Source organism: Streptomyces sp. KM273126 (genome assembly GCF_004337435.2).
Classification (GTDB): domain Bacteria; phylum Actinomycetota; class Actinomycetes; order Streptomycetales; family Streptomycetaceae; genus Streptomyces; species Streptomyces acidicola.
In genome coordinates, this window is the sequence record NZ_SJXB02000001.1 from 6,012,399 (window position 1) to 6,038,488 (window position 26,090).

Annotated in this window: 22 protein-coding genes and 1 pseudogene; 13 read left to right on the forward strand and 10 right to left on the reverse strand. The window is 70.7% G+C overall.

Annotation, left to right across the window (positions count from 1 at the left end):
* Positions 1–413: 413 nt before the first annotated feature.
* Positions 414–1,226, forward strand: coding sequence for an SAM-dependent methyltransferase (locus tag E0500_RS25660; protein WP_131572051.1), 813 nt, complete (start codon positions 414–416; stop codon positions 1,224–1,226).
* On the forward strand, positions 1,223–3,367 hold the full coding sequence (locus E0500_RS25665; protein ID WP_131572050.1) for an EAL domain-containing protein: 2,145 nt from the start codon (positions 1,223–1,225) through the stop codon (positions 3,365–3,367). Before E0500_RS25660 ends, E0500_RS25665 begins: the two co-directional genes overlap by 4 nt.
* A gap of 166 nt (positions 3,368–3,533) precedes the next feature.
* Here E0500_RS25665 and E0500_RS25670 read toward each other — a convergent pair whose 3' ends face one another.
* Positions 3,534–4,430 carry a LysR family transcriptional regulator gene (locus E0500_RS25670; RefSeq protein WP_181587131.1) on the reverse strand — a complete coding sequence of 299 codons (897 nt, stop codon included), beginning with the start codon at positions 4,428–4,430 and terminating at the stop codon, positions 3,534–3,536.
* A 119-nt stretch (positions 4,431–4,549) separates the two neighbouring features.
* On the opposite strand from E0500_RS25670, the gene E0500_RS25675 reads away from it, so the two are divergent.
* The 5 genes and pseudogenes from E0500_RS25675 to E0500_RS25695 all read left to right on the forward strand — a co-directional run bounded on the left by E0500_RS25675 (position 4,550) and on the right by E0500_RS25695 (position 9,856).
* Positions 4,550–5,221, forward strand: coding sequence for a succinate dehydrogenase (locus tag E0500_RS25675; RefSeq protein ID WP_131572049.1), 672 nt, complete (start codon positions 4,550–4,552; stop codon positions 5,219–5,221).
* Between the two features lie 2 nt (positions 5,222–5,223).
* Positions 5,224–7,182 carry a fumarate reductase/succinate dehydrogenase flavoprotein subunit gene (locus E0500_RS25680; protein WP_131572046.1) on the forward strand — a complete coding sequence of 653 codons (1,959 nt, stop codon included), beginning with the start codon at positions 5,224–5,226 and terminating at the stop codon, positions 7,180–7,182.
* Positions 7,179–7,928: a succinate dehydrogenase/fumarate reductase iron-sulfur subunit gene (locus E0500_RS25685; RefSeq protein ID WP_131572047.1), complete on the forward strand. Its 750-nt coding sequence runs from the start codon at positions 7,179–7,181 to the stop codon at positions 7,926–7,928. Before E0500_RS25680 ends, E0500_RS25685 begins: the two co-directional genes overlap by 4 nt.
* A 328-nt stretch (positions 7,929–8,256) precedes the next feature.
* Positions 8,257–9,053 (forward strand): annotated as a pseudogene (locus E0500_RS25690) (GNAT family N-acetyltransferase).
* Positions 9,053–9,856: a 1-acyl-sn-glycerol-3-phosphate acyltransferase gene (locus E0500_RS25695; RefSeq protein ID WP_131560322.1), complete on the forward strand. Its 804-nt coding sequence runs from the start codon at positions 9,053–9,055 to the stop codon at positions 9,854–9,856. Before E0500_RS25690 ends, E0500_RS25695 begins: the two are co-directional and overlap by 1 nt.
* Positions 9,857–9,942: 86 nt before the next feature.
* Here the strand turns inward: E0500_RS25695 and E0500_RS25700 are convergent, their stop codons facing one another.
* Both E0500_RS25700 and E0500_RS25705 read right to left on the reverse strand, forming a co-directional pair.
* The gene (locus E0500_RS25700) at positions 9,943–10,317 is read right to left on the reverse strand and encodes a cupin domain-containing protein (RefSeq protein WP_131560401.1); all 375 of its coding nucleotides are present in this window, start codon (positions 10,315–10,317) and stop codon (positions 9,943–9,945) included.
* 206 nt (positions 10,318–10,523) lie between these two features.
* Complete coding sequence (locus E0500_RS25705) at positions 10,524–11,000, reverse strand: Rrf2 family transcriptional regulator (RefSeq protein ID WP_131560403.1); 477 nt, start codon at positions 10,998–11,000, stop codon at positions 10,524–10,526.
* A gap of 201 nt (positions 11,001–11,201) precedes the next feature.
* On the opposite strand from E0500_RS25705, the gene E0500_RS25710 reads away from it, so the two are divergent.
* A complete protein-coding gene (locus tag E0500_RS25710; protein WP_131560324.1) occupies positions 11,202–11,933 on the forward strand; it encodes an SDR family oxidoreductase in 732 nt (243 codons plus the stop codon).
* Between the two features lie 42 nt (positions 11,934–11,975).
* Here the strand turns inward: E0500_RS25710 and E0500_RS25715 are convergent, their stop codons facing one another.
* The 3 genes from E0500_RS25715 to E0500_RS25725 all read right to left on the reverse strand — a co-directional run bounded on the left by E0500_RS25715 (position 11,976) and on the right by E0500_RS25725 (position 14,906).
* Complete coding sequence (locus tag E0500_RS25715; protein WP_131560326.1) at positions 11,976–12,977, reverse strand: LLM class flavin-dependent oxidoreductase; 1,002 nt, start codon at positions 12,975–12,977, stop codon at positions 11,976–11,978.
* Between the two features lie 66 nt (positions 12,978–13,043).
* Positions 13,044–14,069 (reverse strand): Gfo/Idh/MocA family oxidoreductase, encoded by a 1,026-nt coding sequence (locus E0500_RS25720; protein ID WP_131560328.1) that lies wholly within the window; start codon positions 14,067–14,069, stop codon positions 13,044–13,046.
* Between the two features lie 48 nt (positions 14,070–14,117).
* Positions 14,118–14,906, reverse strand: coding sequence for a TIM barrel protein (locus E0500_RS25725; RefSeq protein WP_309505143.1), 789 nt, complete (start codon positions 14,904–14,906; stop codon positions 14,118–14,120).
* 233 nt (positions 14,907–15,139) lie between these two features.
* Here E0500_RS25725 and E0500_RS25730 point away from each other — a divergent pair, with 233 nt between their 5' ends.
* Positions 15,140–16,186, forward strand: coding sequence for a LacI family DNA-binding transcriptional regulator (locus tag E0500_RS25730; protein WP_131560330.1), 1,047 nt, complete (start codon positions 15,140–15,142; stop codon positions 16,184–16,186).
* 278 nt (positions 16,187–16,464) lie between these two features.
* Here the strand turns inward: E0500_RS25730 and E0500_RS25735 are convergent, their stop codons facing one another.
* From E0500_RS25735 to E0500_RS25745, 3 genes are all read right to left on the reverse strand, one after another.
* Positions 16,465–17,142 carry a response regulator transcription factor gene (locus E0500_RS25735; protein WP_131560331.1) on the reverse strand — a complete coding sequence of 226 codons (678 nt, stop codon included), beginning with the start codon at positions 17,140–17,142 and terminating at the stop codon, positions 16,465–16,467.
* 76 nt (positions 17,143–17,218) lie between these two features.
* Positions 17,219–18,103, reverse strand: coding sequence for a helix-turn-helix domain-containing protein (locus E0500_RS25740; protein ID WP_131560333.1), 885 nt, complete (start codon positions 18,101–18,103; stop codon positions 17,219–17,221).
* Positions 18,104–18,310: 207 nt separating this feature from the next.
* Positions 18,311–21,118, reverse strand: a complete 2,808-nt coding sequence (locus tag E0500_RS25745; protein ID WP_131560335.1) for a beta-L-arabinofuranosidase domain-containing protein — start codon at positions 21,116–21,118, stop codon at positions 18,311–18,313.
* Between the two features lie 356 nt (positions 21,119–21,474).
* Between E0500_RS25745 and E0500_RS25750 the strand changes: the two genes are divergently transcribed.
* From E0500_RS25750 to E0500_RS25765, 4 genes are all read left to right on the forward strand, one after another.
* Positions 21,475–22,695, forward strand: a complete 1,221-nt coding sequence (locus E0500_RS25750; RefSeq protein ID WP_131560337.1) for a cytochrome P450 — start codon at positions 21,475–21,477, stop codon at positions 22,693–22,695.
* Positions 22,696–22,697: 2 nt separating this feature from the next.
* Positions 22,698–23,348 carry a TetR/AcrR family transcriptional regulator gene (locus E0500_RS25755; protein WP_131560339.1) on the forward strand — a complete coding sequence of 217 codons (651 nt, stop codon included), beginning with the start codon at positions 22,698–22,700 and terminating at the stop codon, positions 23,346–23,348.
* Between the two features lie 146 nt (positions 23,349–23,494).
* Complete coding sequence (locus E0500_RS25760) at positions 23,495–23,695, forward strand: ferredoxin (RefSeq protein WP_131560341.1); 201 nt, start codon at positions 23,495–23,497, stop codon at positions 23,693–23,695.
* 112 nt (positions 23,696–23,807) lie between these two features.
* Positions 23,808–25,040, forward strand: a complete 1,233-nt coding sequence (locus tag E0500_RS25765) for a cytochrome P450 (protein WP_131560343.1) — start codon at positions 23,808–23,810, stop codon at positions 25,038–25,040.
* A 112-nt stretch (positions 25,041–25,152) separates the two neighbouring features.
* On the opposite strand, the gene E0500_RS25770 is transcribed toward E0500_RS25765, so the two are convergent.
* The gene (locus tag E0500_RS25770) at positions 25,153–25,920 is read right to left on the reverse strand and encodes an SDR family NAD(P)-dependent oxidoreductase (RefSeq protein ID WP_131560344.1); all 768 of its coding nucleotides are present in this window, start codon (positions 25,918–25,920) and stop codon (positions 25,153–25,155) included.
* Positions 25,921–26,090 lie beyond the last annotated feature (170 nt).

The window sequence follows — 26,090 nt, forward strand, 5'->3', positions numbered from 1 at the left end:
GGAATGATCCCCTCACCGTAGTCGGCCGAAGGGAGGTGTTCGAGAGTCAGAACTGCCGGATGCACAGAGCCAGGGCTCAATCCCCGGTCCGCCCCCTCCGCACCGCACGGAGGGGGCGGACCATTTGGCATTTTCCCGGGATGTCCGTGCCCGGACGGCCCAGAGGCGGTGGCCGAAATCCGCGGCGTCCCGCTCGTCGGGCCGTGACTCCGCGCGCCTCCCGGGCACGCTCCGGATCGATACGCGCTCGTTCCGGTGGCTCCTTCGCGGGGTGACAATTCGGCACTTGCCGGAGGCAGTCCCCCGGAACGGACGGTCAATTTCCGTTTGGGCTCGCTCCTTTGGCGGGCGATCAGTAGCCTCAACTCGAACACTGGATCGCCTACGCCACCCCTGACGCGTTGGAGTGATAGATGGAGTGTCCCGCCTGGGCTCCGCGGAGCATCGACATCACGGTGCCGTCCGTTGCCCGCGTCTACGACTACTACCTGGGCGGTTCGCACAACTTCGAGGTCGACCGGGAAGCGGCCCGCAAGGCCATGGAGTCCATGCCGGGGCTGCCCAAGATCATGCAGGCCAACCGGGCGTTCATGCGCCGCGCCGTGCGGTACGCGGTCGGCGAGGGCATCACCCAGTTCCTGGACATCGGTTCAGGCATCCCCACCTTCGGCAGCGTCCACGAGGTCGCCCGGGCGGCTCACCCCGGTGCGCGCGTCGTGTACGTCGACCACGACCCGGTGGCCGTCGCGCACAGCCAGGCCGTCCTGGGGGGCGACAAGGACGCCGACGTGGTCGCGGCCGACCTCCGCAACCCCCGGGACATCCTCGAAAGCCCTCAGGTGGGGCGCCTTATCGACCTGAACCGGCCAGTCGCGCTGCTTCTCGTTGCCATACTGCACTTCGTGGAGGACGCGGACGACCCGTACGGAGCGGTGGCCGAGCTGCGCGACGCGCTCGCGCCGGGCAGCCTGCTCGTGCTGTCGCACGCCGCGTTCGAGGGCGTCCCGCTGCCGCCCGAGCAGGCCGGGGGAGTGGTCGACGTGTACAAGGACATCCGCAGCCCGCTGATCATGCGCTCGCGCGACGAGGTCGCGCGGTTCTTCGAGGGGTACGACATGGTGGAACCCGGACTGGAGCCGATGGCGAACTGGAGGCCCGACACGGCACCCGAGGACGAGGATCCATATTCCTTCTCCGGATTCGCCGGCGTGGGGCGTACGGCGTGACCGCGGAGCCGGACGGGCCGGAGGACAGACTGCGCCGGTTCGCGACGATATGGAGCCGCGCGGTCTTCCCGGCGACCTCCACGTCGCTCACCCGGGTGGAGTTCGAGGAGCGGCTCCTGCCCCTCGCACGACGGTTGAGCGAGGCGTTGCGGGCCAGGGACTTCGACGTGGACACCGGCAAGGAGGTCGGTGCCGCGCTCGTGGACGCGCACTGCACCGACCCCGAGGCCCTCAGCCATGCGCTCCACTGCGTGGACGCCTATCTCGTGCTGTACTGCGGCGAGGACGGCCCCCAGGAGGACTTGCGCGCCCGTTCCTCCCGGCTGCAGCACGCCATGGCCGCCGGCTACGCGCAGGCGCTGCGGGAGCGGACACTGGCCGAGCAGGAGGCCATCGCCCAGGCCGCCCTCAACGCCCAGGGAGCGGTCGCCCAGGCTCTGCACGAGAGCGAGGCACGCTTCCGCGCCGTCTTCGAGGGTGCCGCCATCGGTATCGCCATCTCCGACCTGGAGGGCAATATCCTCCAGGTCAACGGCGCGCTGCTGCGCATGTACGGCGGCTCCGAGCACACGGTGCGCGAACGCAACGCCCGGGACTGGACCCACCCCGATGACGCGCCCCAGGTCTGCCGGCTCTACGAGGAACTGGTCCGGGGAGAGCGCGAGCACTACCACACCGAGAAGGCGTTCTACCGGCCTGACGGAACGGTTCTGTGGACCAATCTCACGGTCTCCCTCCTCCGTGACGCGGACGGTCATCCCCGCTTCCAGCTGGCGCTCATGGAGGACACCACGGAGCGCCGTCTGCTCAACCTCCGCCTGCGCTACGAGGCCACGCATGACGCACTGACCGGACTGCCCAACAGGACGCTGTTCTTCGAACGCCTGGAGAAGGCGCTCTCGGCGGGCGACGGCCAGCGCTTCGGCCTCTGCTACCTCGACCTCGACGGCTTCAAGACCATCAACGACAGCCTCGGGCACGCGGCCGGCGACCGGCTCCTCGTCGAGGTCGCCGACCGGCTGCAGTCCTGCGCGACCGCGCCCGGCGAGATGGTCGCCCGGCTCGGCGGCGACGAGTTCGTGGCGCTGACCACCGGGCCCGAGACCCAGCGCGAGGTCGACGAACTCGCCGACCGCATCATGAACGCCCTCGTCACCCCGGTCCGGATCGACGGCCGCGAACTCCTGGTACGCGGCAGTATCGGCATCGTCGAGGGCCCGGCGGGGGAGCGCGGCCCGGCGGAGGTGCTGCGCAGCGCGGACATCACGATGTACCGGGCCAAGTCGGCGGGCGGCAACCGGTACGAGGTGGCCGACGCGGAGGCCGATGCCCGTGCCATCACCCGCCACGGTCTGACCACCGCCCTGCCCGCGGCCCTCGACCGCAGCGAGTTCTTCATCGAGTACCAGCCCCTGGTCCATCTCGGGGACGGTTCGGTACGCGGCGCCGAGGCCCTCGTCCGCTGGCTGCATCCGCAGCACGGTGTCCTCGGGCCGGATCGTTTCATCCCGCTCGCCGAGCGCACCGGGCTGATCGTGCCGCTGGGCCGCTGGGTGCTGGAGCAGTCGGTCCGCCAGGCCCGTGAGTGGCAGGAACGGCACAGGGACAAGCTGGGCGCGGGCCCCCTCCGTATCAACGTCAATCTCTCGCCCTGCCAGCTGACTCACCCCGGCCTCGTCCAGGACACGGTGGACATCCTGGAGTGCGCGGGCCTCGAACCGGACGCCCTCTGCCTGGAGGTGACGGAGTCGGCGTTGATCGGTGCCGACGACGAGGTCCTCAAACCCCTGCGCCGGCTGGCCGAGATGGGTGTCGACATCGCACTGGACGACTTCGGCACGGGCTACTCGAACCTGGCCAACCTGCGTCGCCTCCCGGTGAGCGTCCTCAAGCTGGATCGTTCCTTCACGCAGGGCATGCAGCAGTTCCCGGCGGATCCGGTCGACCTGAGGATCGTCGAGGGCATCGTGTCCCTCGCCCACAGCCTCGACCTCACGGTCACGGTGGAGGGCGTGGAAACGGGTGCCCAGGCCGAACAGCTCCGCCTACTCGGCTGCGACACGGCCCAGGGCTGGTACTACGCCCGTCCGGGCCCGCCGGAGCGCCTGCACGACCTGGCCCTGGTGGACGCGACGGGCTGACGGCCGGGGGCGGGGGGTGCCTTCGCCCCCGCCGCCCCTACCCGTCCCATCCCAGGGGCTCCGCCCGTTTGAGGACGAGGCCGTCAGGCCGATGAACCACCCACCCACCCACCCGCATCTGACTGACACGCACCAGCCCTCAGCGGACGGGAATGGACCGTCCTCCTCACGGCACGGACGTCGTCGAGAGCAACATCCGCTGCAACTCCCGCGCGGCCCGAGGCGGAGCCACATCGCTCCGATGGGCCAGCGCAATCGTCCGATGCAGCCCCGGCCGCGCCAACGGCGTCACCCTCAGCCCCCGCCCCGACCGCGTGGCCACCATCCGCGGCACCACGGCCACCCCCAGCCCGGCCCGCACGAACCCCAGCACCGCGTCCATCTCACCGCCCTCGACCGCGAAGTCGGGCTCGAAGCCCTCCGCGCGGCACGCGGCGACAGTCAGCTCGCGCAGGTCGTACCCGTGCCGGAACATCACCAGCCGCTCACCCTCCAGGTCGGAGATCCGCACCGTACGTCTCCCTCGCCCGGGCGTCCGGGCCTCCGGCGACGACACCACCACCAGGTCCTCACGCAGTACCTCCACCGTGGTCAGCGCGGGCGAAGGGGTGGGCAGAGGAAGGACGACCAGCGCCAGATCCAGCTCACCTCGCGCGAGTTCCCGTACCAGATCGTGCGAGCCGCTCTCCTCGATCAGCAGCCGGATCCCGGGATAGAGGTCGTGGAAGGCGCGCAGCACGTCCGGGAGCAGGCCCGTGCACAGGCTCGGGGTCGCGCCGAGCCGCACCCGCCCGCGTCGCAGCTGGGCCAGCTCGGCCACCTCCTGCCGGGCGGTGTCCGCGTCCGCCAGGATCCGCCGGGCCAGCGGCAGCAGCGCTTCGCCCGCGTCGGTCAGCGTGATGTTGCCGCGCGCCCGCCGGAACAGGTCGGCCCCCAGCTCCCGCTCCAGCGCCCGGATCTGCTGGGACAGTGAGGGCTGGGCGACATGGACGAACTCCGCGGCCCGGGTGAAGTGCCGGGTCTCGGCGACGGCCACGAAGTACTGGAGCTGTTGGAACTGCATCCCTTCACGATAGGCCAGCCCTATCGAATCAAGCCGCACCATGTCTTGGACCGATCGCCTGTTCCCGCTCTAGCGTCGTGCTCATGGCTCTCGCAACGCGGACGGACCGACGGCCGTCCATGGCGCGCACGGTGTGGGACAGCTCCGTCGGCAAGAAGACCGTCATGGCAGTCAGCGGCCTGATCATGCTGCTGTACCTGGTCGCCCACATGATCGGCAATCTGAAGATCTTCTTCGGGGCGGGCGAGTTCAACCGCTACGCGCACTGGCTGCGGACCGTCGGCGAACCCTTCATGCACTACGAGTGGACGCTGTGGCTCATCCGCGTCGTGCTGGTCGTCGCGGTCGTCGCCCACGCCGTCTCCGCGTACCAGCTCAGCCGCCGCGACATCAAGGCGCGCCCCGACAAGTACGTGCACAAGAAGCCGCGGGCGAGCTACGCCACGCGCACCATGCGCTGGGGCGGGGTGATCCTCGGCCTGTTCATCGTCTGGCACGTCCTGGACCTGACGACCGGCACCGTGCACCCGGGCGGCTTCCAGGAGGGCCGCCCCTACCAGAACGTCGTGGACACCTTCTCCACCTGGTACGGCAACGTCATCTACATCGTCGCGATGCTCGTGCTCGGCCTGCACATCCGGCACGGCTTCTGGAGCGCGGCCCAGACCCTCGGTGCGGGCAGCCGCACCCGCGACCGCGCCCTCAAGACCGTCGCCAACGTCCTCGCGCTACTGCTCACGGTCGGTTTCATCTCCGTGCCTGTGGGCGTCATGACCGGAGTGGTGAGCTGAACATGACTGCTGAGTACGTGGATTACGCGACCGGTGAGCCGGTCGTCGACGCCAAGGCCCCGTCCGGGCCCGTGGGCGAGCGCTGGGACAAGCGCCGTTTCGAGGCCAAGCTGGTCAACCCGGCCAACCGCCGCAAGCACACGGTGATCGTCGTCGGCACCGGCCTCGCCGGAGGCTCCGCGGGCGCCACACTCGCCGAACAGGGCTACCACGTCGTGCAGTTCTGCTACCAGGACTCCCCGCGCCGCGCCCACTCGATCGCCGCGCAGGGCGGCATCAACGCGGCGAAGAACTACCGCAACGACGGTGACTCCATCCACCGGCTCTTCTACGACACCGTCAAGGGCGGCGACTTCCGGGCCCGTGAGTCCAACGTCCACCGGCTGGCACAGATCTCCGTCGAGATCATCGACCAGGGTGTGGCGCAGGGCGTGCCGTTCGCGCGTGAGTACGGCGGCCTGCTCGACACCCGTTCCTTCGGCGGTGTCCAGGTGTCGCGGACCTTCTACGCCCGCGGCCAGACGGGACAGCAACTGCTGCTGGGCGCCTACCAGGCGCTGAGCAGGCAGATCGCCGCCGGGAACGTGGAGATGCATCCGCGCACCGAGATGCTCGACCTGATCGTGATCGACGGGCGGGCGCGCGGCATCGTGGCCCGCGATCTCGTCACCGGGAAGATCGACACGTACTTCGCGGACGCCGTCGTCCTGGCGAGCGGCGGCTACGGCAACGTCTTCTACCTGTCGACGAACGCCATGAACTCCAACGCCACCGCGATCTGGCGGGCGCACCGGCGCGGCGCGTACTTCGCCAACCCGTGCTTCACCCAGATCCACCCCACCTGCATCCCGCGCACCGGCGACCACCAGTCCAAGCTGACGCTGATGAGCGAGTCGCTGCGCAACGACGGACGCATCTGGGTGCCGAAGGCGAAGGGCGACCGGCGCCTCCCGAACGAGATCCCCGAGGACGAGCGCGACTACTACCTGGAGCGCATCTACCCGTCGTTCGGCAACCTCGTCCCCCGCGACATCGCCTCCCGCGCCGCGAAGAACGTCTGCGACGAGGGGAGGGGGGTCGGTCCCGGCGGCCAGGGCGTGTACCTGGACTTCGCCGACGCCATCGAGCGCATGGGCCGTAACGCCGTGGAGGCCAAGTACGGCAACCTCTTCGACATGTACCAGCGGATCACCGACGAGGATCCGTACGAGGTACCGATGCGGATCTACCCCGCCGTGCACTACACGATGGGTGGACTGTGGGTGGACTACGACCTGCAGACCACCATCCCCGGCCTGTTCGCGATCGGCGAGGCCAACTTCTCCGACCACGGCGCGAACCGACTCGGCGCCTCCGCCCTGATGCAGGGGCTCGCCGACGGCTACTTCGTGCTCCCGTCGACCATCAACGACTACCTGGCGCGCAATCCGCATCACGACGACTGCGCGGTCACGGTCGACCACCCCGACGTCCAGGAGGTACTGGCCGAGACGGAGGACCGCCTCAGCCTGCTGCTGACCGTCGACGGCGACCGCACCCCCGACTCCTTCCACCGCGAGCTCGGCGAGCTGATGTGGGAGTTCTGCGGCATGGCCCGTACCGACACGGGGCTGCGCAAGGCGCTCGAACGCATCCCGCAGATCCGTGAGGAGTTCTGGCGGCGCATCAAGGTGCCCGGCACCGGCGAGGAGTTCAACCAGTCGCTGGAGAAGGCCAACCGCGTCGTCGACTACCTCGAACTCGCCGAGCTGATGTGCCTCGACGCGCTGCACCGCACCGAGTCCTGCGGCGGCCACTTCCGCGAGGAGTCCCAGACGGCCGACGGCGAGGCGGCCCGCAAGGACGACGAGTTCACGTACGCGGCCGCCTGGGAGTTCACCGACACGGGCACGGCGCCCACCCTGCACAAGGAAGACCTCGTCTTCGAGTACGTCCACCCCACCCAGCGGAGCTACGCATGAAGCTCATCCTGCGCGTCTGGCGGCAGAAGAACGCCGACGCCGACGGAGCGATGTCCACGTACGAGGTGGACGGCATCTCGTCCGACATGTCCTTCCTGGAGATGCTGGACACCCTCAACGAGGAACTCACCCTCAAGGGCGAGGACCCCGTCGCCTTCGACCACGACTGCCGCGAGGGCATCTGCGGCGCGTGCAGTCTGGTGATCAACGGTGAGGCGCACGGGCCCGAGCGCACGACGACCTGCCAGCTGCACATGCGGTCCTTCCAGGACGGCGACACGATCGACATCGAGCCCTGGCGGGCGTCGGCGTTCCCGGTGATCAAGGATCTGGTGGTCGACCGGTCGGCCTTCGACCGGATCATCCAGTCCGGCGGCTACATCACCGCGCCGACCGGTGCCGCACCCGAGGCCCATGCGACGCCGGTGCCGAAGCCGGACGCGGACTTCGCGTTCGAGCACGCCGAGTGCATCGGGTGCGGGGCGTGTGTGGCCGCCTGCCCGAACGGGGCGGCCATGCTCTTCACCTCGGCCAAGGTCAACCATCTGAACGTGTTGCCGCAGGGTGCTCCCGAGCGGGAGACGCGGGTGCTGGACATGGTGGCGCAGATGGATGACGAGGGGTTCGGAGGGTGCACGTTGACGGGGGAGTGCGCCACGGCTTGTCCCAAGGGGATTCCCTTGGTCTCCATCACCAGCATGAACAAGGAGTGGCTGCGGGCGGCCCGGAAGGCGGCGAAGCGGTAGCGCCGTAGGGGCGTTGTAGTTTTCGGGCTGCGGGTCCGTCGCGGCTGGTCGCGCAGTTCCTCGCGCCCCTGGCAGGGGCGCGAGCGCCCCCTAAGGACGTTCGCCGGCCAGGTGCGGACGGGCGGGGCCGGGGTGGTGCTCCCCGGCCCCGCCAAGCTCTTTCGCGCAGCCGCCCCCTGGCATTCAACAACCCCACACCCCGCCTCTCTGCGAAGGTTACGCGCCGGTCAGTTGGCGTCGGGAAAACAGGAGCGAGCACGCCGTAGCCAACCGGCGGCCCGCTCAGCTCCCGCCGCAATCCGGCCCCGTCCCCAGGAGAGAGCCAGCCATGACCGGCGTATCCACGCTCGACAGCCCGTCGCAGGCGGTCGCGCCCACCCGCTACACCGTCACCCTCGCCCGCACCGAGGCCGACGTCCGGGCCGCGCAGCGGCTGCGTCACGACGTCTTCGCGGGCGAGATGGGCGCGCTGCTGTCCACCCCGCAGCCCGGCCTCGACGTCGACGCCTTCGACGCGTACTGCGACCACCTGCTCGTCCGCGACACCCTCACCGACCAGGTCGTCGGCACCTACCGGCTGCTGCCGCCCGAGCGGGCCGCGGTCGCGGGGAGGCTGTACTCGGAGGGCGAGTTCGACCTCACGCCGCTGGGCGCGATCCGCCCCGGGCTCGTCGAGGTCGGCCGCTCCTGCGTGCACCCCGACCACCGCGACGGCGCGGTCATAGGCCTGATCTGGGCCGGGATCGCGCGATACATGGTCGACGGCGGCCATGAGTGGCTGGCCGGCTGCTGCTCCCTCCCGCTCGCCGACGGCGGCACGCTCGCCGCGGCCACGTGGGACCGGGTGCGGGCCAAGCACCTCGCTCCCCAGGAGTACCGGGTGCGGCCCCTGCTGCCGTGGGACTCGGACGGCGTGGCCAGGCCCGAGCAGCGCACTGGGTCGCTCCCGCCCACCCGCCCTGAACTACCCCCCTCCTGCGCGGCTACCTCCGCCTCGGCGCCTGGGTGTGCGGCGAGCCCGCGCACGACCCGGACTTCGGCGTCGCCGACCTGTACGTGCTGCTGCCGATGAGCCGGGTCAACTCGCGCTATCTGCGGCACTTCCTGTCGCTCGTACCGGCCTGATGAGCGTCTGGCTGCCCAGCGCGCCGTGCACTCCGGGGGCGTGTGTGGAGCCGACGGGACCCGCCGCGGCCGTGCCCCGGGCAGTGCTGCGGCTGACAACGGTGGCGGTCCTTGTGCTCGGGGGGATCGTGCTGTTGCCGTTCGGCCGGCGGATTCCGGCCGGACCGGTGCGGTGGTGGTGCCGGGCGATCGTGCGGGCCGCGGGTGTCCGGGTCCGCGTCGTCGGCGCCACCGCGCCCGCCGGCGGAGTGCTCCTCGTCGCCAACCACATCTCCTGGCTGGACATCCCGCTGCTCGCCGCCGTGCGTCCGGCCAGGATGCTCGCCAAGACCGAGATCCGGCAGTGGCCCGTGGCGGGTCCGCTGGTGGCGCGGAGCGGTGTCCTGTTCATCGAACGGGACCGGCTGCGGGCGCTCCCGGAGACGGTCGCCCGCATCGCCGGTGCCCTGCGCGCCGGTGCCGCGGTCACGGCCTTCCCCGAGGGCAGCACCTGGTGCGGACGCGCCCGGGGCACCTTCCGCCGGGCCGTCTTCCAGGCCGCCCTCGACGCCGGCGTGCCCGTTCAGCCCGTGCGCATCCACTACCGCCGCAGCGACGGCGCCGCCAGTACGGTGCCCGCCTTCGTCGGCGAGGACACCCTGCTCGCCTCCCTGTGGCGGGTGGCGACGGCCCGCGGTCTGGTGGCCGAGGTCGAGGTACGGGACGCGATCCCGCCGGGCAGCCGCCCCGACCGCCGCGCACTGGCCCGTGCCGCCGAGCTGTCGGCGGGGCTGGGTGCGCACCAGGAGCCCCACCGCACGTGAACGAGGGGCCCGGTCCGCTGGGTCGGGGCCCTACGACGGCCCCGACCCACGGCCCGGTCCCCGGCTTCCCGTGTCGAACTGGCGGGTCAGCCCGCGGAGGGGCGCGGGGCACGCAGGTGCGCCCGCTCCTTCAGCTCCGCCTCGTCGACGAACGTGAACATCTCCTGGCCCGGCGCGCACAGCATGAACACGACGAACTTGCTCGGCGTGTCCGGCAGGGCGTTGCCGTCCTGGTAGTGGATCACGTCGCCGCCCGGCTCCCAGAACGTCTCACCGGCCTGGACCACACGCTCCGATTCACCCTCGAGCTCGAACCGGACCGCCCCCTCGATCACATAACCGAAAGCCGGCCCCGAGTGGCGGTGCGGAGCCGCCCCGGGGTGACCGGGGGGCCACTCGACGAGGACGGTCATCCCCGACGCACCCTCGGGAAAGAAGGGCGGCTTGACGTCCGCCAGCATCCTGGGTCCGAACGTCGCCGGGCTCTCCTGCTCGGCCGGCACGTCCACTGAGTCCTTCTCCGACACTGCGCCACACCTCCGTCGGCTTGCCCGGAACGGACGATCTCGTGTCGGCCACCGCTTTCCGGGCCGGTGCCGGCCTCTCGTTCGGCGGTGACCCTGTCCATCAATCCTAGGCTTTTGCGACAGGCAGCGCGCCTTCTGCGTCAGCTGTCGGCTGCGGTCAACCACGTGCCGACACCGGCCAAGGTGCCGTCCCCGGAGTCGGACTCCACGTCGGCGGCCAGGTCGGCGATGGTGACAGCCCGCAGGGCCTCCCTGCGTGCCGACTCCGCGGCGGCCATGGCGCGGGCGATCGCGCAGGGCGCGGTGCACGACTCGGACGGGGTCGCCAGCGGGCCGCGCCGGCGTATCTCCGTGCACACGAATGAGTCGCCGGGCCCGTCCACGGCTTCGACGACGTCCAGCACCGTGATCTGCGCGGGGGATCGGGTGAGGACGTAGCCGCCCGACTTTCCCTGTACTGATCGCACGAGCCCGGCCCGTGAGAGGGCCTGGAGCTGTTTGGCGAGGTATGTGGGCGAAATGTCGTGCAACTCCGCGAGCCGTGCGGCAGGTACAGGCACTTGCACGGATGTCAGCACGACGCAGCAGTGCAGTGCCCACTCCACGCCGCCGGACATCTTCACGCCGTCATCCTAACAACGCCCCGCTTGACTCGGACATGCGTTGTCCGAGTACTATCCCGGATAGATGATGTCCGAGTTTGATTCCGGGGTACACCGGGATTCATGGTGCCCGAAGTGTACGTAGCGCCTATGGGGTGCATATCGGGCAAGAGTTGTTGAAAATCCACAAGAGTGGCTGAAAATCAGGGAGAAGTCATGAAGATCGCAGTTGTCGGAGGAACCGGACTGATCGGGTCGCAGGTCGTGAAGAACCTGAAGGCAGCCGGGCACCAGGCCGTGCCGCACTCGCTGTCCACCGGCCTCGACATCATCACGGGCCAGGGCTTGGAGGAGGCCGTCGCAGGTGCCGACGTCGTCGTCAACCTGAGCAACTCCCCGACGTTCGACGAGGCCTCGATCGATTTCTTCCGCACGTCCATGAACAACCTCCTGGCCGCGGCCGAGAGGGCCGGCGTCGGCCACTTCGTCGTGCTCTCCATCGTCGGTGTGGACCAGGTGCCCCAACTGGACTACTACCGGGCCAAGGCGCTCCAGGAGGAGATCCTCACCGCCGGCCCGGTCCCGTACTCCATCGTCCGCGCCACGCAGTTCATGGAGTTCATGGACGCGACCATGTCGATGACGACCGAGGGCAACACGGTCCGCCTGCCGCGCACGCCGATCCAGCCGATCGCCGCCGCGGAGGTCGCCGCCACCGTCGCCGAAGTCGCCGTGGGCGCGCCGCTGAACGGCATCCTCAACATCGCCGGCCCCGACGTCTACACCCTCGACGATCTGGCCCGGATCACCGTCACGGCCAAGGGCGACGGGCGCTCGGTCGTCACCGATGACACCGCCGGGATGTTCGCGGCCGTCCCGGGTGACTTCCTGATCGCCCACGGTGACGCCCGCATCGCCCCGACCCACTACGCGGACTGGCTCGCCTGAGTCCGTTGCACCCGCTCCGGACGGCGCCCGCGTCCGTGGCCGTCAGCCGGCCGCGATGATGCGGGCAAGTCGCCGGTAGGAGTCCAGCAGGGCCTCACGGTCGTACGTGCTCGTGGTGACGAGGAGTTCCTGCGCGCCCGTCTCCTTCAGCACCGTCTCCAGTTCGTGGGCGACCTGCTCCTCAGTACCCGCGATATGGCCGGTGAGGCCGGACTCGTAGAAGCCGCGTTCCCTGTCGGTCATCGTGCGGTTCTCGACCTCCCCGGCCGGCGGGAGGGGAGGGAACGTGCCGTGCGTGCGCGCGTACGCCATCGACCAGGCCTCCGGGAGCAGCAGACGCCGGGCCTCCTCGGGCGTGGCGGCCACCGCGACCGTGCCGGAGATCACGACGTACGGCTCCCGCGCCCAGGGGGAGGGCCGGAAGGCCGCGCGGTAGTGGTCGATGCCGCGCTGCATCTTCTCGCGGTTCCTCAGATCGCCGATGACCATCGGCAGGCCCGCACGGGCGGCGATGTCGGCACCCTCGCCCATCGCGAGCACGAAGGGCGGCACGGCCAGGCCCTCCGCCGGGCGCGCGTGCGCACGGGTGGGAGACGTGCCGCGGAACCAGCCGAGCAGTTCGTCGAGCTGCCCGGCGAAGTCGTCCGCGTCGGACTTGTCCCTCCCCAGGGCCCTGCGCACCCCGTCGGTGAAGCCGACGGACCGGCCCAGGCCCATGTCGATCCGCCCCGGGAAGAGGGACTCCAGGACTCCGAACTGCTCGGCCACCACGAACGGCTGATGGTTGGGCAGCATCACACCCCCGGTGCCCACCCGGATACGTCGCGTGGCCGCCGCGACGGCCGCCGCCAGTACGGTGGGCGCGGAACCGGCGACTCCGGGCACACCGTGGTGCTCCGACACCCAGATCCGGTGATACCCCAGCTCCTCCAGCTCCCGCGCCAGCCCGACCGTGTCCCGCAACGCCTCGGCGGCCTTGTGCCCCTCACGGGTGCGGGAGCGGTCGAGGACCGAGAACCGGGTCTGCGCGATGCTTGAGCTCACATGGAGTTCAACGCCTGGAGCGCACCGGGATTCCCGGGCGGGCCGGGTGCCGCGTCACGCGTCGCGTCACTCGCTCTTGAGCTCGTCCACGCGGACGGGGCCGCCCGTCGTGACCGACTGGATGGCGGCGAGGGCGATCGACAGGGCGGCGCGGGCGTCCTCACCGGTGACGGCCGGGGCGCGGCCGGTGCGCACACTGTCGGCGAAGTCGGCCAGTTCGGCGACGTACGCGTCGTGGAACAGATCCTGGTCGTAGGTGACACAGTCGGCGGCGACACCGTCCGCGCCGTACGAGGTGAGGTGGCTGCGCCGGATGTCGCCCATGGTGAGCATGCCGGCCGAGCCGAAGACCTCGCCGCGCACGTCGTAGCCGTACACGGCCTGGAAGTTGGCCTCGGCGGTGGCGAGGGCGCCGTTGTCGAAGCGGATGGTGACCACGGCGGTGTCGAGCAGGCCGCGCTCCTTGAAGTCGGGACGGACCAGGGCGTCGGCCCAGGCGAAGACCTCGACCGGTTCGGCGCCCGGGTTGAGGAAGCGCAGGGTGTCGAAGTCGTGGATCAAGGTCTCCAGGAAGATCGTCCACGGCGGGATCGGCGCCGGGTCGTGCAGCTTAGGGTCACGGGTGAGCGAGCGCAGCAGCTGCGGGGTGCCGATCCCGCCGGCGGCGATCTTGTCGTGGGCGGCCCGGAAACCGGTGTCGTAGCGGCGGTTGAAGCCCACCTGGAGCGGAACACCCGCCTCGCGGGCCGCGGCGATGGCGCGGTCGGCCTCCGCCAGGGTGACCGCCATGGGCTTCTCGCAGTACACCGCCTTGCCCGCCCGGGCCGCCGCCTCCACGAGACCGGCGTGGGTACGGGCCGGGGTGGCGATCACCACGGCGTCCACCTGCGGATCGGCGCACAGGTCCCCGATCTCGGTGTACGCCGTCGGGCAGCCGAGCCGGTCACCGAGGCGCTGCGCCGCACCCGGAGCCGGGTCGGCCAGGGCGGCGAGCCGTACGCCGGGGAGGCGGTGGGCGAGGGTCTCGGCGTGGAAGGAGCCCATCCGTCCGGCGCCGATGAGACCGACGGCGAGGGGCTGGTGGGTGGTCATGCGGGTTCTCCGTACGTGGGTGGGAAGCCGGTGGATTGTCGCTGAGGGTCAGGCGGGGGTGAACGCGGTGCGGAAGCGCTCCAGGGCGCTTTCGCTGTCCTCGGAGGCCCATGCCTCCATGGCGACCGTGCCGTCGTAGCCGAGGTCGGTGAGGGCGCGGGCGACGGCCGGGTAGTTGATCTCGCCGGTGCCCGGCTCGCAGCGGCCGGGTACGTCGGCCACCTGGATCTCTCCGATCAGACCCAGCCCGTGGGCCCGGCGGACCAGTTCGATCAGGTTCCCCTCGCCGATCTGGGCGTGGTACAGGTCCAGGTTCATGCGCAGGCCGGGGCGGTCCACGGCGGCGACCAGGGCCAGCGTGTCGGCGGCCTTCGCGAACGGCACCCCGGGGTGGTCCACGGCCGTGTTCAGGTTCTCCAGAGTGAAGGTGACGCCGGCGCTCTCACCCAGCTCGGCGACACGGGTGAGCGTCCGGTGGGCCGCGATCCACATCGGGCCGGTGGGCTCGCCGGTCACCGGCACCACCGGCAGACCCTCGCCGTCCAGACCGGTGCCGTGCAGGTTCAGCCGGGGGCAGCCGATCCGCTGGGCGGCCTTCACCGACTCCTCGGCGGTGCGCAGGAGTTCGGCCGCGCCGTCCTCGTCGGTGAGGCTGCCGCGGATGTAGCCGGTCATGGAGGAGAAGGTCGCCCCGGAGCGCTCCAGCGCGGTCAGGTCGTGCCGGGTCCAGTCCCAGATCTCGACCTGGAAACCGGCGTCGTGGATGCGTCGGGCCCGCTCCTCCACGGGCAGGTCCCGGAAGACCATCTCGGCGCAGACCGCCAGTGTGTACGTCACGACGTTCCCTCTCTCCGGGCTACACCCGGGGATTGACCCGGACTGGAAATGACTAGAACGTTCTAGAGCCTGAGCAGCAGTACGCCACTCGCCGGGCGTCCTGTCAAGGCTTCGTGGAGCCTGATGGCTAGAACGTTGCAGTAGTTCCGGCCAGCGTGTTCTCCGCCTCCCGTCTCGTCTACGATCGACGGCTGGAGGAGTGGACCGAGCAGGACCGAGCAGGGAGGCAGGCGGTGCCACCGACCCCAGGGGTCCCGGAGGGGAAGCGCCCCACGCTCGCCGACGTGGCGGCGCGGGCCGGCGTGTCCGTCGCGCTGGTCTCCATCGTGATGCGCGGGGCCAAGGGCGCCGGCGCCGCCACCCGGGAGCGGGTCCTGGAGGCGGCGCGGGAGATCGGCTACCGGCCCGACGCCCGCGCGCGGCTGCTGCGCAGCAACCGCTCACGGCTGCTCGGCGTGCAGTTCGGCCTGCAACAGCCCTTCCATACCGACCTGGTGGAGGGCGTCTACGCCGCCGCCGAGCCCGCCGGCTACCAGATCGCCCTCAGCGCCGTCGCCCCCAGCCGCGGTGAGCGTCACGCCGTGGAGACCCTGCTCGGCGACCGCTGCGAGGCGCTGATCCTGCTCGGCCCGCAGGCCCCCGCCGCACGCCTCACGGAACTGGCGGCCCAGTTGCCGGTGGTGTCCGTGGCCCGGCGGCTGCGTCCGGCCGTGCCCGGCGTGGACGTGGTCCGCACCGCCGACGACGAGGGCGCCCGCCAGGCCGTCGACCACCTCGTATCCCTCGGGCACCGCGACATCGTCCACATCGACGGCGGCAGGGCCCCCGGTGCCGCCGACCGGCGCCGCGGCTACCGCACTGCCATGAACCGTCACGGCCTCGCCGACCGTGCCCGCGTCCTGCCCGGCGGCCTGACCGAGGAGGACGGCGCCGCGGCCGCGCGTACCCTGCTCGGCGACCACCCCCGGCCCACCGCCGTCGTCGCCTTCAACGACCGCTGTGCCACCGGAGTCCTCGACGCGTGCCTGCGGGCCCGCGTCCCCGTGCCCGACGAGATCTCCGTGGTCGGCTTCGACGACAGCCACCTCGCCCGTCTCGCGCACATCGACCTCACCACCGTCGGCCAGGACGTCCGCCGCCTCGCCGACCTGGCGGTGGGCCGGGCCGTCGCACGTTTGGAGGGCGAGGCGACCGCCGACGGCGCGACCTCCGGCAAGGAGACGGTGATCGCACCTCACCTCGTCATACGCAGCACCACGGCGGGCCCGCGGAACGGCTAGGGGGCTTCTGATGGATCTCCGCGGCGTCGCGACGCCCGGCACGCTCCCCCACTGCCTTAAGGGCGTGGGAGGTGCCCCCACTCGCCGCACCGGACGAAAGCCCTAGTAGCTCCTCCCCCAGTCTCAACTCCTCCCCCACTCTCGGCTCCGCTCGAGCGGGGGGACCCCCATGCCCGGGGGCGCCCCCATCGAGGACTTCCGCCCGGCACGCCGAGAGCACGCACCGAACGCCGCTCCTTCTTCCACGGAGATCCATCAGAAGCCCCCTAGTCCGGCGGTCAGTCCGGCGGTGCCGCCCGGACGAGGCCCGACTGGTAGGCGATGACGACCAGTTGGGCGCGGTCGCGGGCGCCCAGTTTCGTCATGGCGCGGTGGATGTGGGTGCGTACGGTCAGCGGGCTGACGGCCAGCTTGCCGGCGATCTCGTCGTTGGAGTGCCCCTCGGCGGCCAGCGCCATGACCTCACGCTCGCGGGTGGTGAGGGCGGAGAGGGCGTCGGGCGGGCCCAGCCGGGTGCTGGGCGCGGGGGTGCTGAGGAAGCGGGTGATGAGGGTGCGGGTGGCGACGGGGGAGAGGAGTGATTCGCCGGACGCCACGGTGCGGATGCCGTCCAGGAGCGCGTCGGCGCTGACGTCCTTGCCGAGGAAACCGCTCGCACCCGCGCGCAGCGCCCGGGCGACGTACTCGTCGATCTCGAACGTGGTCAGGATGAGGACCCGGGTGCCCGACAGCTCCGGGTCGGCGCAGATCGTGGTCGTGGCGGACAGACCGTCGGTGCCCGGCATCCGGATGTCCATGAGGACGACGTCGGGACGGTGCACGCGCGCCAGGTCGACGGCTTCGGCGCCGTCCGTGGCCTCGTCGACCACCTCCATGTCGTCGCAGGAGTCGATCAGGATGCGGAAGGTGGCCCGCAGGAGGGCCTGGTCGTCGGCGAGCAGGACACGGATGGGCATGGGTCATCGTACTTCCGGTCGCACGGTCGCACGGTCGCACGGTCGTTCTCGCGCTCGCGGGGTGGCGACGCATGCTTCAGCGGTGGCCCTCAGTGACGGTCGCCGTCCCGGCGTCCTCGGTGGCGGCCCACGCGGACAGCAGCTGAAGGGCGTCGTGGGCGGGTGTGCCGGGTTCCGCGCTGTAGGCGGTGAGGGTCAGCCCCGGATGCGCGGGCAGCGCCATCGCGTCGAAGTCGAGGGTGATGTCACCGACTTCCGGGTGGCGGAAGGACTTGCTGCCGGTGAGGTGCAGGCGCACATTGTGCTTGGCCCAGGCCGTGCGGAACTCGTCGCTGCGGGTGACCAGTTCACCGATCAGCCCGGTCAGATCCGTGTCGTGGGGGGCGCGTCCGGCCTCGGTGCGCAGCAGGGAGACGGTGGTGTCGAGCGAGGCCTCCCAGTCGGGGAAGAAGTCGCGGCCTGCCGGATTCAGGAACTGGAAGCGGGCGATGTTGACGGGGCGGGGGACGTCCGGTGCGAACAGGGGCGCGTACAGGGCGCGGCAGAGCCGGTTGACGGCGAGGACGTCCAGGCGCCCGTTGCGCACGAAGGCGGGGCTGTGGGTCATCGAGTCCAGCACACGCTGGATGCTGGCGGGGACGGTGCCGCGGGCCTTTCTGGTGCGGCGGGCGGGCCGGGTGCGCTGGGCGGCGGCCAGGTCGTAGAGGTGGGCGCGTTCGGCGTCGTCGAGCTGGAGGGCACTGGCGACGGCGTCCAGGACCTCGTCGGAGGCGCCCGCGAGGTGGCCGCGCTCCAGGCGCACGTAGTAGTCGATGCTCACACCGGCCAGCAGCGCGACTTCCTCGCGGCGCAGTCCCGGAACGCGGCGGTTCCCGCCGAAGGCGGGCAGGCCCGCCTGCTGCGGCGTGATCTTGGCGCGCCGGGATGCGAGAAACTCACGGATGTCGTGGGCGGTGTCCATCTCTCCAGGCTAGGAGCCGTGCGCCGAAGGTGGGGGGTCCTGTCAGTACCCGTCATCGCGGCCCTTTCCGCTGCCTGAGCTGCCGGAAGCACCCCTCGCCCAGCAGGGTGAATGGAATGAGCAGGCGAATCATTACAGGGAGTCACGGGCGCCGAGTGCACCGACCCTCCGGAGCAGCACGCGCGCCCGATCACCCACGAGCCGCCGTCAGTCCACGTACCTCGCGTTCTGCGCCGTGGTGACCACCTTCTGTCCGTCGGCCTGGGAGAGCAGGCCCGCCGACACCCACGAGTTCACCGTCGACCGCACCCGTGTCACCAGCGCCCCCTTGTTGGCGAACGGCGCCCCCGCCCAGATCTCGTCCAGGAGCGTCGTACCGTCGGGTTTCGCCGGGTTGACGACCTGGGAGTCGGTGTTCCCGAAGACGACCCTGGGCTCGGAGCGCCGGACGTACGCGTGCGTCGGGTCCTCGGTGCCCTCGTGGAAGGGGGCGAACTCGACACCGTTCAGCGTGTAGTGGAGCGGCCTGCCCGGCACGGGGGCCAGCGAGGGCAACAGGTCGCCGGAGAGCGCCGCGTTGCCGTACAGCCCGACCTGGAGATAGCCGGTGCTGGTGTCGCGGCCGACCAGGTTGACCGGGCCGTAGAACAGCGTCTGCAGGGACGGGTCGTCGAGCGCCTTCTCGACCCGTAGCCGGAACGGGATGGTGATGCGCACGGTGTCGCCGCTGCGCCAGGTCCGGGAGGGGACGGTGAAGTAGCTGCCCGCGGCCGGAGTGCCGCTGACCGCACTGCCGTTGACGGTCACCCGGAAGCCGTTCGTCGCCCACGACGGCACGCGCAGCTTCAGCTCGAAGGCCGCGCTGCCGCCGCCGACGGTGAGCGTGGAGCCCTGTTCCCTCGGGTAGTCCGTGGTCTGTGTGACGGTGACGCCCTTCTCGGACCAGGTCAGGGTGGAGGGGCTGTACAGGTTGACGTACAGCGTGCTGCTGTCGGCCTTCTTGAAGTACACCGAGTCCTGGTACTTCGTGGCGCTCTCCATGCCGGTGCCCTCGCAGCAGGTCGTGCCCTGCTTGGGGGTGTAGTCGCGCACGTGCCCGGGCCTGAGGCCGATGAAGTACGTGACGAGCGGCTTCTCCGCGTCCGCCTTGTCCTGCTTGGAGCCGAGGACCTGGTTGTAGAGGCCCCGCTCGTAGTAGTCCATGTACGTCGGGTCCTGGTCGTGGAGGAACAGCATCCGGCTCAGCTTGAGCAGGTTGTAGGTGCAGCAGGACTCGGCGTTGGTGTCGCTGATCGTGCCCGCGATGACCCCGCGGGCCTTCCAGAACTCGGCCGTGCTCGTCCCGCCGATGCCGTACATCCGGTGCGGGACGACCATGCCCCAGAAGTTCTTCGCGGCGGTGAGGTATCGGGTCTCGCCCGTCGCGTCGTACAACCGGACGTAGCCGGTGAAGATCGGGATGTGCTGGTTGGCGTGCAGGCCGTCGAGCGTGTCGGTGTTCGCGGCGCAGGCGTCGATGAGCCTGTCGAGGTCGAACAGCTTGGCCAGCGCGAGGTGTTCGGCCCTGCCGGTGATCGAGTGCAGGTCGACGATCGTCTCGACGATGCCGCCGAACTCGCCGCTGGAGAAGATGCCCCACATCCGCTGCAGGGTGGCGTCGGGCAGCTTGGACAGCCGGGAGTGCATCCAGTCGCACATGCCGGACGCGAGGTCGAGCGCCCGGTCGTCGTCCGTGGCGAGGTAGGCGTCCAGCAGGCCCTTGAGGATCTTGTGCGCGGTGTAGTACGGCGCCCACACCTTGGTGTAGTCGCCGCTGGTCATCGACTCCAGCTCGATGAACTGGGTCTCCGGGTACGCGGCGAGGAACCCGGGATGGCTCGGCCCGCCCCAGGTACGGCGCAGGGTGGCGGTGAGGCCTCGGCCGGAGGCGTCCGCGAAGGTGCCGCCGGTGGTCTCCGAGAAGTCGTACGACGCCAGGTCGCCCCGGCCGGCCGGGGTCGCGGCGGCCGGGTCGTTCTGCAGTGCCGTGATCTCGGCGGCGGTCAGGGCTCGTGACCAGATGTTGAACTCGTCGAGGGCGCCCGCGAACGCCGGGTCGGCCGAGAAGTTGGAGCGGCCCAGCCAGTTGTTTCTCAGGGTGCCCAGTGCCGCCGGGTTGAGGGTCATCGACGTGTTCCGGGCGACGGCCGTGCCGTTGACGTACAGCGTGCCGGTGCTGCCGCTGATCGTCACCGCCAGGTGGCTCCACCGGTCGAGGGGGAGTGCGGCGGTGCCGTTGAGTGCCTGCTCGCCGCCCGGTCCGCCGGTCGTGACGGCGAAGCGCGGTACGCCACTGCCGTTGCGGGCGGCCAGGTACAGGTAGCGGGTGGTGTTGTCGCCGAAGTCGAAGACCCGGGTCCAGTTGGCGTCGTGAGTGGGCTTCACCCAGGCCGACAGGGTGATCGCCGGGGCACCGCCGAGCACCGCGGCGGGCAGGTCGACGTACTGGTACGAGCCCCGGACGTTCTCGTGGGCGGTACCGAACCGTCCGGTCACGCTGAGCACGCGCGGGTCGCGGCGCAGCGCGTCTCGTACCTCGGTCAGGGCACCGACCATGGTCCGGATCTTGTCGGCGTACGCCTGGTCCCCGGTGGACGCGTAGGACTGCGACAGCATGGTGAGGAAATGGCCGGTGTAGTGGCCGCGCAGATTGCCGTTGGCCTCGCCGTCCAGCCCCTCCCAGCCGCCGGGGGCCACGGCGCCGCCCGTGGAGAGCCCGGCGCCCGCGCGGAAGACCTGGAGCAGCCGGTTCACGTCGTAACCACGCCCGTGGTCGAGCATCAGCCGACGCTTGGCGGCGAAGACGCCCGGGCCCAGCTCGACGTCCTTCAGCTCGAACGGCCGCAGGGTCCAGGCGGACGGTGCCGGCACCGTGGCCGCGGCTGCCCGGCCGGTGGCGGCGTACGTCATCGCCGGGGCCGTCGTGCCGAGCAGCGCGGCCTGGAGGAGGGTTCGTCTGGGGAGGGCCGGTGCCATGCGTTCCTCGTCTCTGCGCGGGGTGGGGACGGGCGTTGCCGGGCAGGGTCGCAGCTCGTTCGAAATGCCGAACGACGTACGGAAGGTCGACCAGAAGATAGGTTTGGAGTGCGATCACGTCAACGCTTCCGGCGAGTTCTGTTCCGGTTGATTCGGTGTACTGCGGGATCTCGGCGTCTGCCGTAGGCGATCTGCGTCGGCGGTGGGGACGTGTCTGAACAGCGCGCACTGCGACTGGCCGCCGTACCGCGCCCCCGTGGCTGGAACTCGGCGCGTTTTAAATCAGTTGCTTGACTTGGCTGAGGCGGGTGGGATTGCCTGGGCTCGCAGCGACCACCGGATCACAGGAGGACGCGATGAGCCCGAGCGCCGGCGACCAGCCGCCCAGCTATCCCATGACCGGGGCGACGGCCCTGGCCGCCCCCGCGGAATGGGCCGAACTGCGCCGGCAGTACCCCGTCGCGCGGGTGACACTGCCCAGCGGGGACGAGGCCTCGCTGCTGACGCGCTACGAGGACGTCAGACAGGTGCTGGCCGACGCCCGCTTCAGCCGGCAGTTGAACGCAGAGGGCGCGGCGAGGTTCTCGGACACCGACTCGGGCGGCGTGTTCAACAGCGAGCTGTCCACGGCGCTCCCGCAGAGCGGTGAGGAACACCAGCGGTGGCGCCGGATGGTGAGCAGGTGGTTCACCGCCAAGCGCATGGCCGCCCTGCGCCCCAGGATCGAGACCATGGCCGACCAGCTCATCGACGGCATGCTGGAGCACGGCCATCCCGCGGACCTCAAGGCGCACCTGGCCTTCCCGCTGCCGGTGTGGGTGATCTGCGACTTGCTCGGCGTCCCGGACTCCGACCGCGACCGGTTCTCGTACTGGTCCGACACCATGCTCAACCTGACCCGCTACCGGCAGGACGAAGTCGACGCGGCCCAGGCGGAGTTCACCGACTACATGGCCACCCACGTGGCCGCGAAGCGGAAGGTCCCGAGCGACGATCTGCTCGGCGAACTCACCACCGCCACCGCGCCCGACGGCTACCGGCTCAGCGACCGCGAACTCGTGGCCACCGGCCAGGGCCTGCTGGTCGCCGGGCACGAGACCACCGCGAACATGATCGGGAAGATGGTGGCCATGCTGCTCTCCGACCGGCAGCGTTGGGAGAGCCTGCTGGCCGACCCGTCACTGGTCCGGTCCGCGGTGGAGGAGGCCCTGCGCTTCGACGCCAACGCCGGCGTCGGCATGCCCCGGTACATCGGCGAGGACATCGAGGTCTCCGGCACGGTCCTGCCGGCCGGCACGACCGTGGTGTGCAGCATGGCCGCCGCCAACCGGGACGAGACCGCCTTCGACGGCGCCGAGGAGATGACGCTCGGCCGCAGCCCGAACCCCCATCTGGCGTTCGGCGTCGGCCCGCACTCCTGCCTCGGTCAGGCCCTCGCCCGCACGGAACTGCAGGGCACCCTCGACGTGCTTTTGCGCAGGCTTCCCTCGCTGGACCTCGCCGTCCCGGCCGAGGACCTGCGGCGGCTTGAAGGGCTGGCCGTCGGCGGGTTGAGCGAAGTCGCGGTGCGGTGGTGACCATGGCGGACAGGACGGTACGGGCGGAGCGGGCCGGTGTCACGCGGGAGCTCATCCTCACCGCGGCGGAGCGGCTGTTCGCCGAGCACGGTGTGTACGCCGTGTCGAACCGTCAGGTCAGCGAGGCCGCCGGCCAGGGCAACAACGCCGCGGTCGGCTACCACTTCGGCACCAAGGCCGACCTGGTCCGCGCCGTCGCCCGAAGACATGCCGAGCAGATCCAGGAGATCCGCGCGCGGCTGCTGACCGCGACCCGCGACTCCAGCGACGTACGGGACTGGGTGGACTGTCTGGTGCGGCCGATCCCCGAGCACCTGGCGGCCCTCGGCAGCCCCACGTGGTACGCGCGGTTCTGCGCCCAGGTGATGACCGACCCGGCGCTCCACCGGATCCTCGTCGAGGAGTCCCTCGCCTCCGCGTCCCTGCGGCAGATCGTCGACGAGGTGAACCGGCGGCTCCCCGACCTGCCTCCCGAGGTTCACGCCGAGCGCGGCGCCACGGCCCGCCAGCTCATAGTGCACATGTGCGCCGAACGCGAACGGGCCCTCGCCGAGGGCACCCCCACGCCCCGGGCCAGCTGGCAGGACACCGCCACCGGCCTCGTCGACGCCATCCTGGGACTGTGGCTGGCCCCGGTGACGCACCGCCCGTGACGACGTCCGGGGCTCCGCGGTCCCGGAGTCCCGACCGGACCCGGCCCCATCCCTGAACCGATTTCCTCACACTTCCTCACACGCGACTCGACCCGTTGCGGCCCCGAAGAAAGCCCGCGGAATCCCGCGGACAGGGAGAAGCGACCATGAAAGTAACCGCCGACCAGAACAAATGCTGCGGTGCCGGCAATTGCGTGCTGCTCGTACCCGAAGTGTTCGATCAGCAGGAGGAGGACGGCATCGTCGTCCTCCTCGAAGAGGAACCCCCGGAGCACCTGCGGGCGGCGCTCCGTGAGGCCTCCGACATGTGCCCAGCCAGTGCGATCGCCGTGCACGAGGACATCTGAGCCGTCCCGGGCGCATGCTCCGACCCCTCTCGACGCTCTTCGACCCCTCCGTATCCCATGCCCCCCACCACACGTCACGAGCCCGCAGGGGCTCCAAGGAATGGGTGAACCGATGACCATCACGTCGAACCCGGCGGAAGACCGCTCGGCCGACTCCGGGATCCTGTCGTTTCCGATGGACCGGGCGGCGGGCTGCCCGTTCGATCCGCCGCCCCGGCTCCAGGCCCAACAGCAGGAGGAGCCGCTCTCCAGGGTCCGCATCTGGGACGGCAGCACGCCCTGGTTCGTCACCCGGCACGCCGATCAGCGCGCCCTGCTGGGCGACCCCCGGGTCAGCGCCGACGCCATGCGGCCCGGCTACCCGAGGTCGGCCCCCAGCAACGGCCGGAACAACATCAGCTTCATCCTCATGGACGATCCCGAACACGCCCGGCTCCGCCGGATGGTGACGGGGTCGTTCGCCGTCAAGCGGGTGCAGGCGATGCGCCCGGCCGTGCAGAAGATCGTGGACGATCTGATCGACGACATGCTGGCCGGCCCCAACCCGGTCGACCTGGTCCAGGCGTTCGCGCTGCCCGTGCCCTCACTGGTCATCTGCGAACTGCTCGGAGTGCCGTACGACGACCACGACTTCTTCCAGCGCAACAGCAGCGCCCTGGTCAAACAGAGCCTGTCCGTCGAAGAGCGAACGGCCGCCCACGGCGCACTCCTCACCTACCTCGACGACCTGATGGGCGAGAAGCTGGCCCACCCCGCCGACGATCTGCTGTCCAGCCTGGTGACCCGGGTCAAGGACGGTGAACTGTCCCGCAACGAGGCGGCCCAGATGGGCGTGCTCCTGCTCCTCGCCGGACACGAGACCACGGCCAACATGATCGCCCTCGGCACGGTCGCCCTGCTGGAACACCCCGACCAGCTCGCGCAACTGCGCGACGCGGACGATCCGAAGGCGATCGCCGCGGCCGTGGAGGAACTGCTGCGCTACCTCAACGTCACGCACAGCGGGCGGCGCCGGGTCGCGCTGGAGGACATCGAGGTGGCCGGGGAGGTGATCCGCGCGGGCGAAGGGATCGTCTTCCCCAACGAGATCGCCAACCGGGACCCCGAGGTCTTCACCGACCCGGACCACCTCGACCTGGGACGCGACGCCCGCCGTCACGTGGCCTTCGGCTTCGGGGTGCACCAGTGCCTCGGCCAGCCGCTGGCCCGGCTGGAGCTCCAGGTCGTCTACAGCACCCTCTACCGGCGCGTCCCCACGCTGCGGCTGGCCACAGAGGCGGAGAAGCTGCCCTACAAGCACGACGGTGCGGTCTACGGCGTCTACGAACTGCCGGTGGCCTGGTGACCGCTCCATGAGGAGGGTCCCGCCGCGGGCCTGGGCCGGCGGCGGGACCCTCACTGCCGTGGCCGCGCAGCCGACGGCGGCATCGACGGAGTGTCCGGGGCAGGGGAGCGCGTCAGACGGCGGCCCAGCCGTCGTCGACGGGCAGGACCGCGCCGTTGATGAACGCGGCGGCGTCGGAGGCGAGAAAGACGATCGCGGCGGCCTGCTCCTCGGCGCTGCCGAGCCTGCCGATGTTGGCGCCGATGAACTGCCCCACGACCGCGGGCCCGTGGGCCTCGTTGTCGGCGTCGACCTGGATGCCGGTCATGGTGGGGCCGGGGGCGATGGCGTTGGCGCGGATGCCCTGCTTGCGGTACATGACGGCGAGGTTCTTCACCAGGCCGATCACACCGTGCTTGGAGGCGGTGTACGCGGCACCGGCGGCGCTGCCCCGCAGACCCGCCTCGGAGGCGGTGAAGACGATGCAGCCGCGCTCCGCGGCCAGCATGTGCGGCAGGGCGGCCCGGGTCAGCAGGAAGGGGGCGGTCAGGTTGACCCTGAGGACGCGCTCCCACTCGGCGTCGTCGACGTCCGCGAGGGCGGACATGCGGTCCATGACCCCGGCGTTGTTCACCAGGACGTCCAGCCCGCCGAAGGCCTCGACGGCCCGCTCGACGACCGTGTCCACCACCGTCTGGTCGCTCAGGTCGCCTATGACGGCGAGAGCGGTGCCCCCGGCGCTCTCGATCGACTTGACGGTCTCCTGGGCGCCCTCCGGGTTCAGGTCCGCGACGAGGACCTTCGCGCCCTCCTCGGCGAACCTCAGAGCCGCGGCCCGGCCGATGCCGCCTCCGGCGCCGGTGACGACGACACTGCGGTCCTGAAGCCCGGTGGTGTTCATGCTGTCTCCTCATTTCGGTGTACGGGTCATTTCGGGGTACGGGCGGACGGGGCCGCACCGCGCCGCGTGCCGGTGCCGACCGACCGGCTTCTTAATTGCGTCAGGCAAGCATATGAGAGTTACTTGAGTCAAGCAATCGCAAGCAGGTTGCTTGACTTAGGCAAATGTTA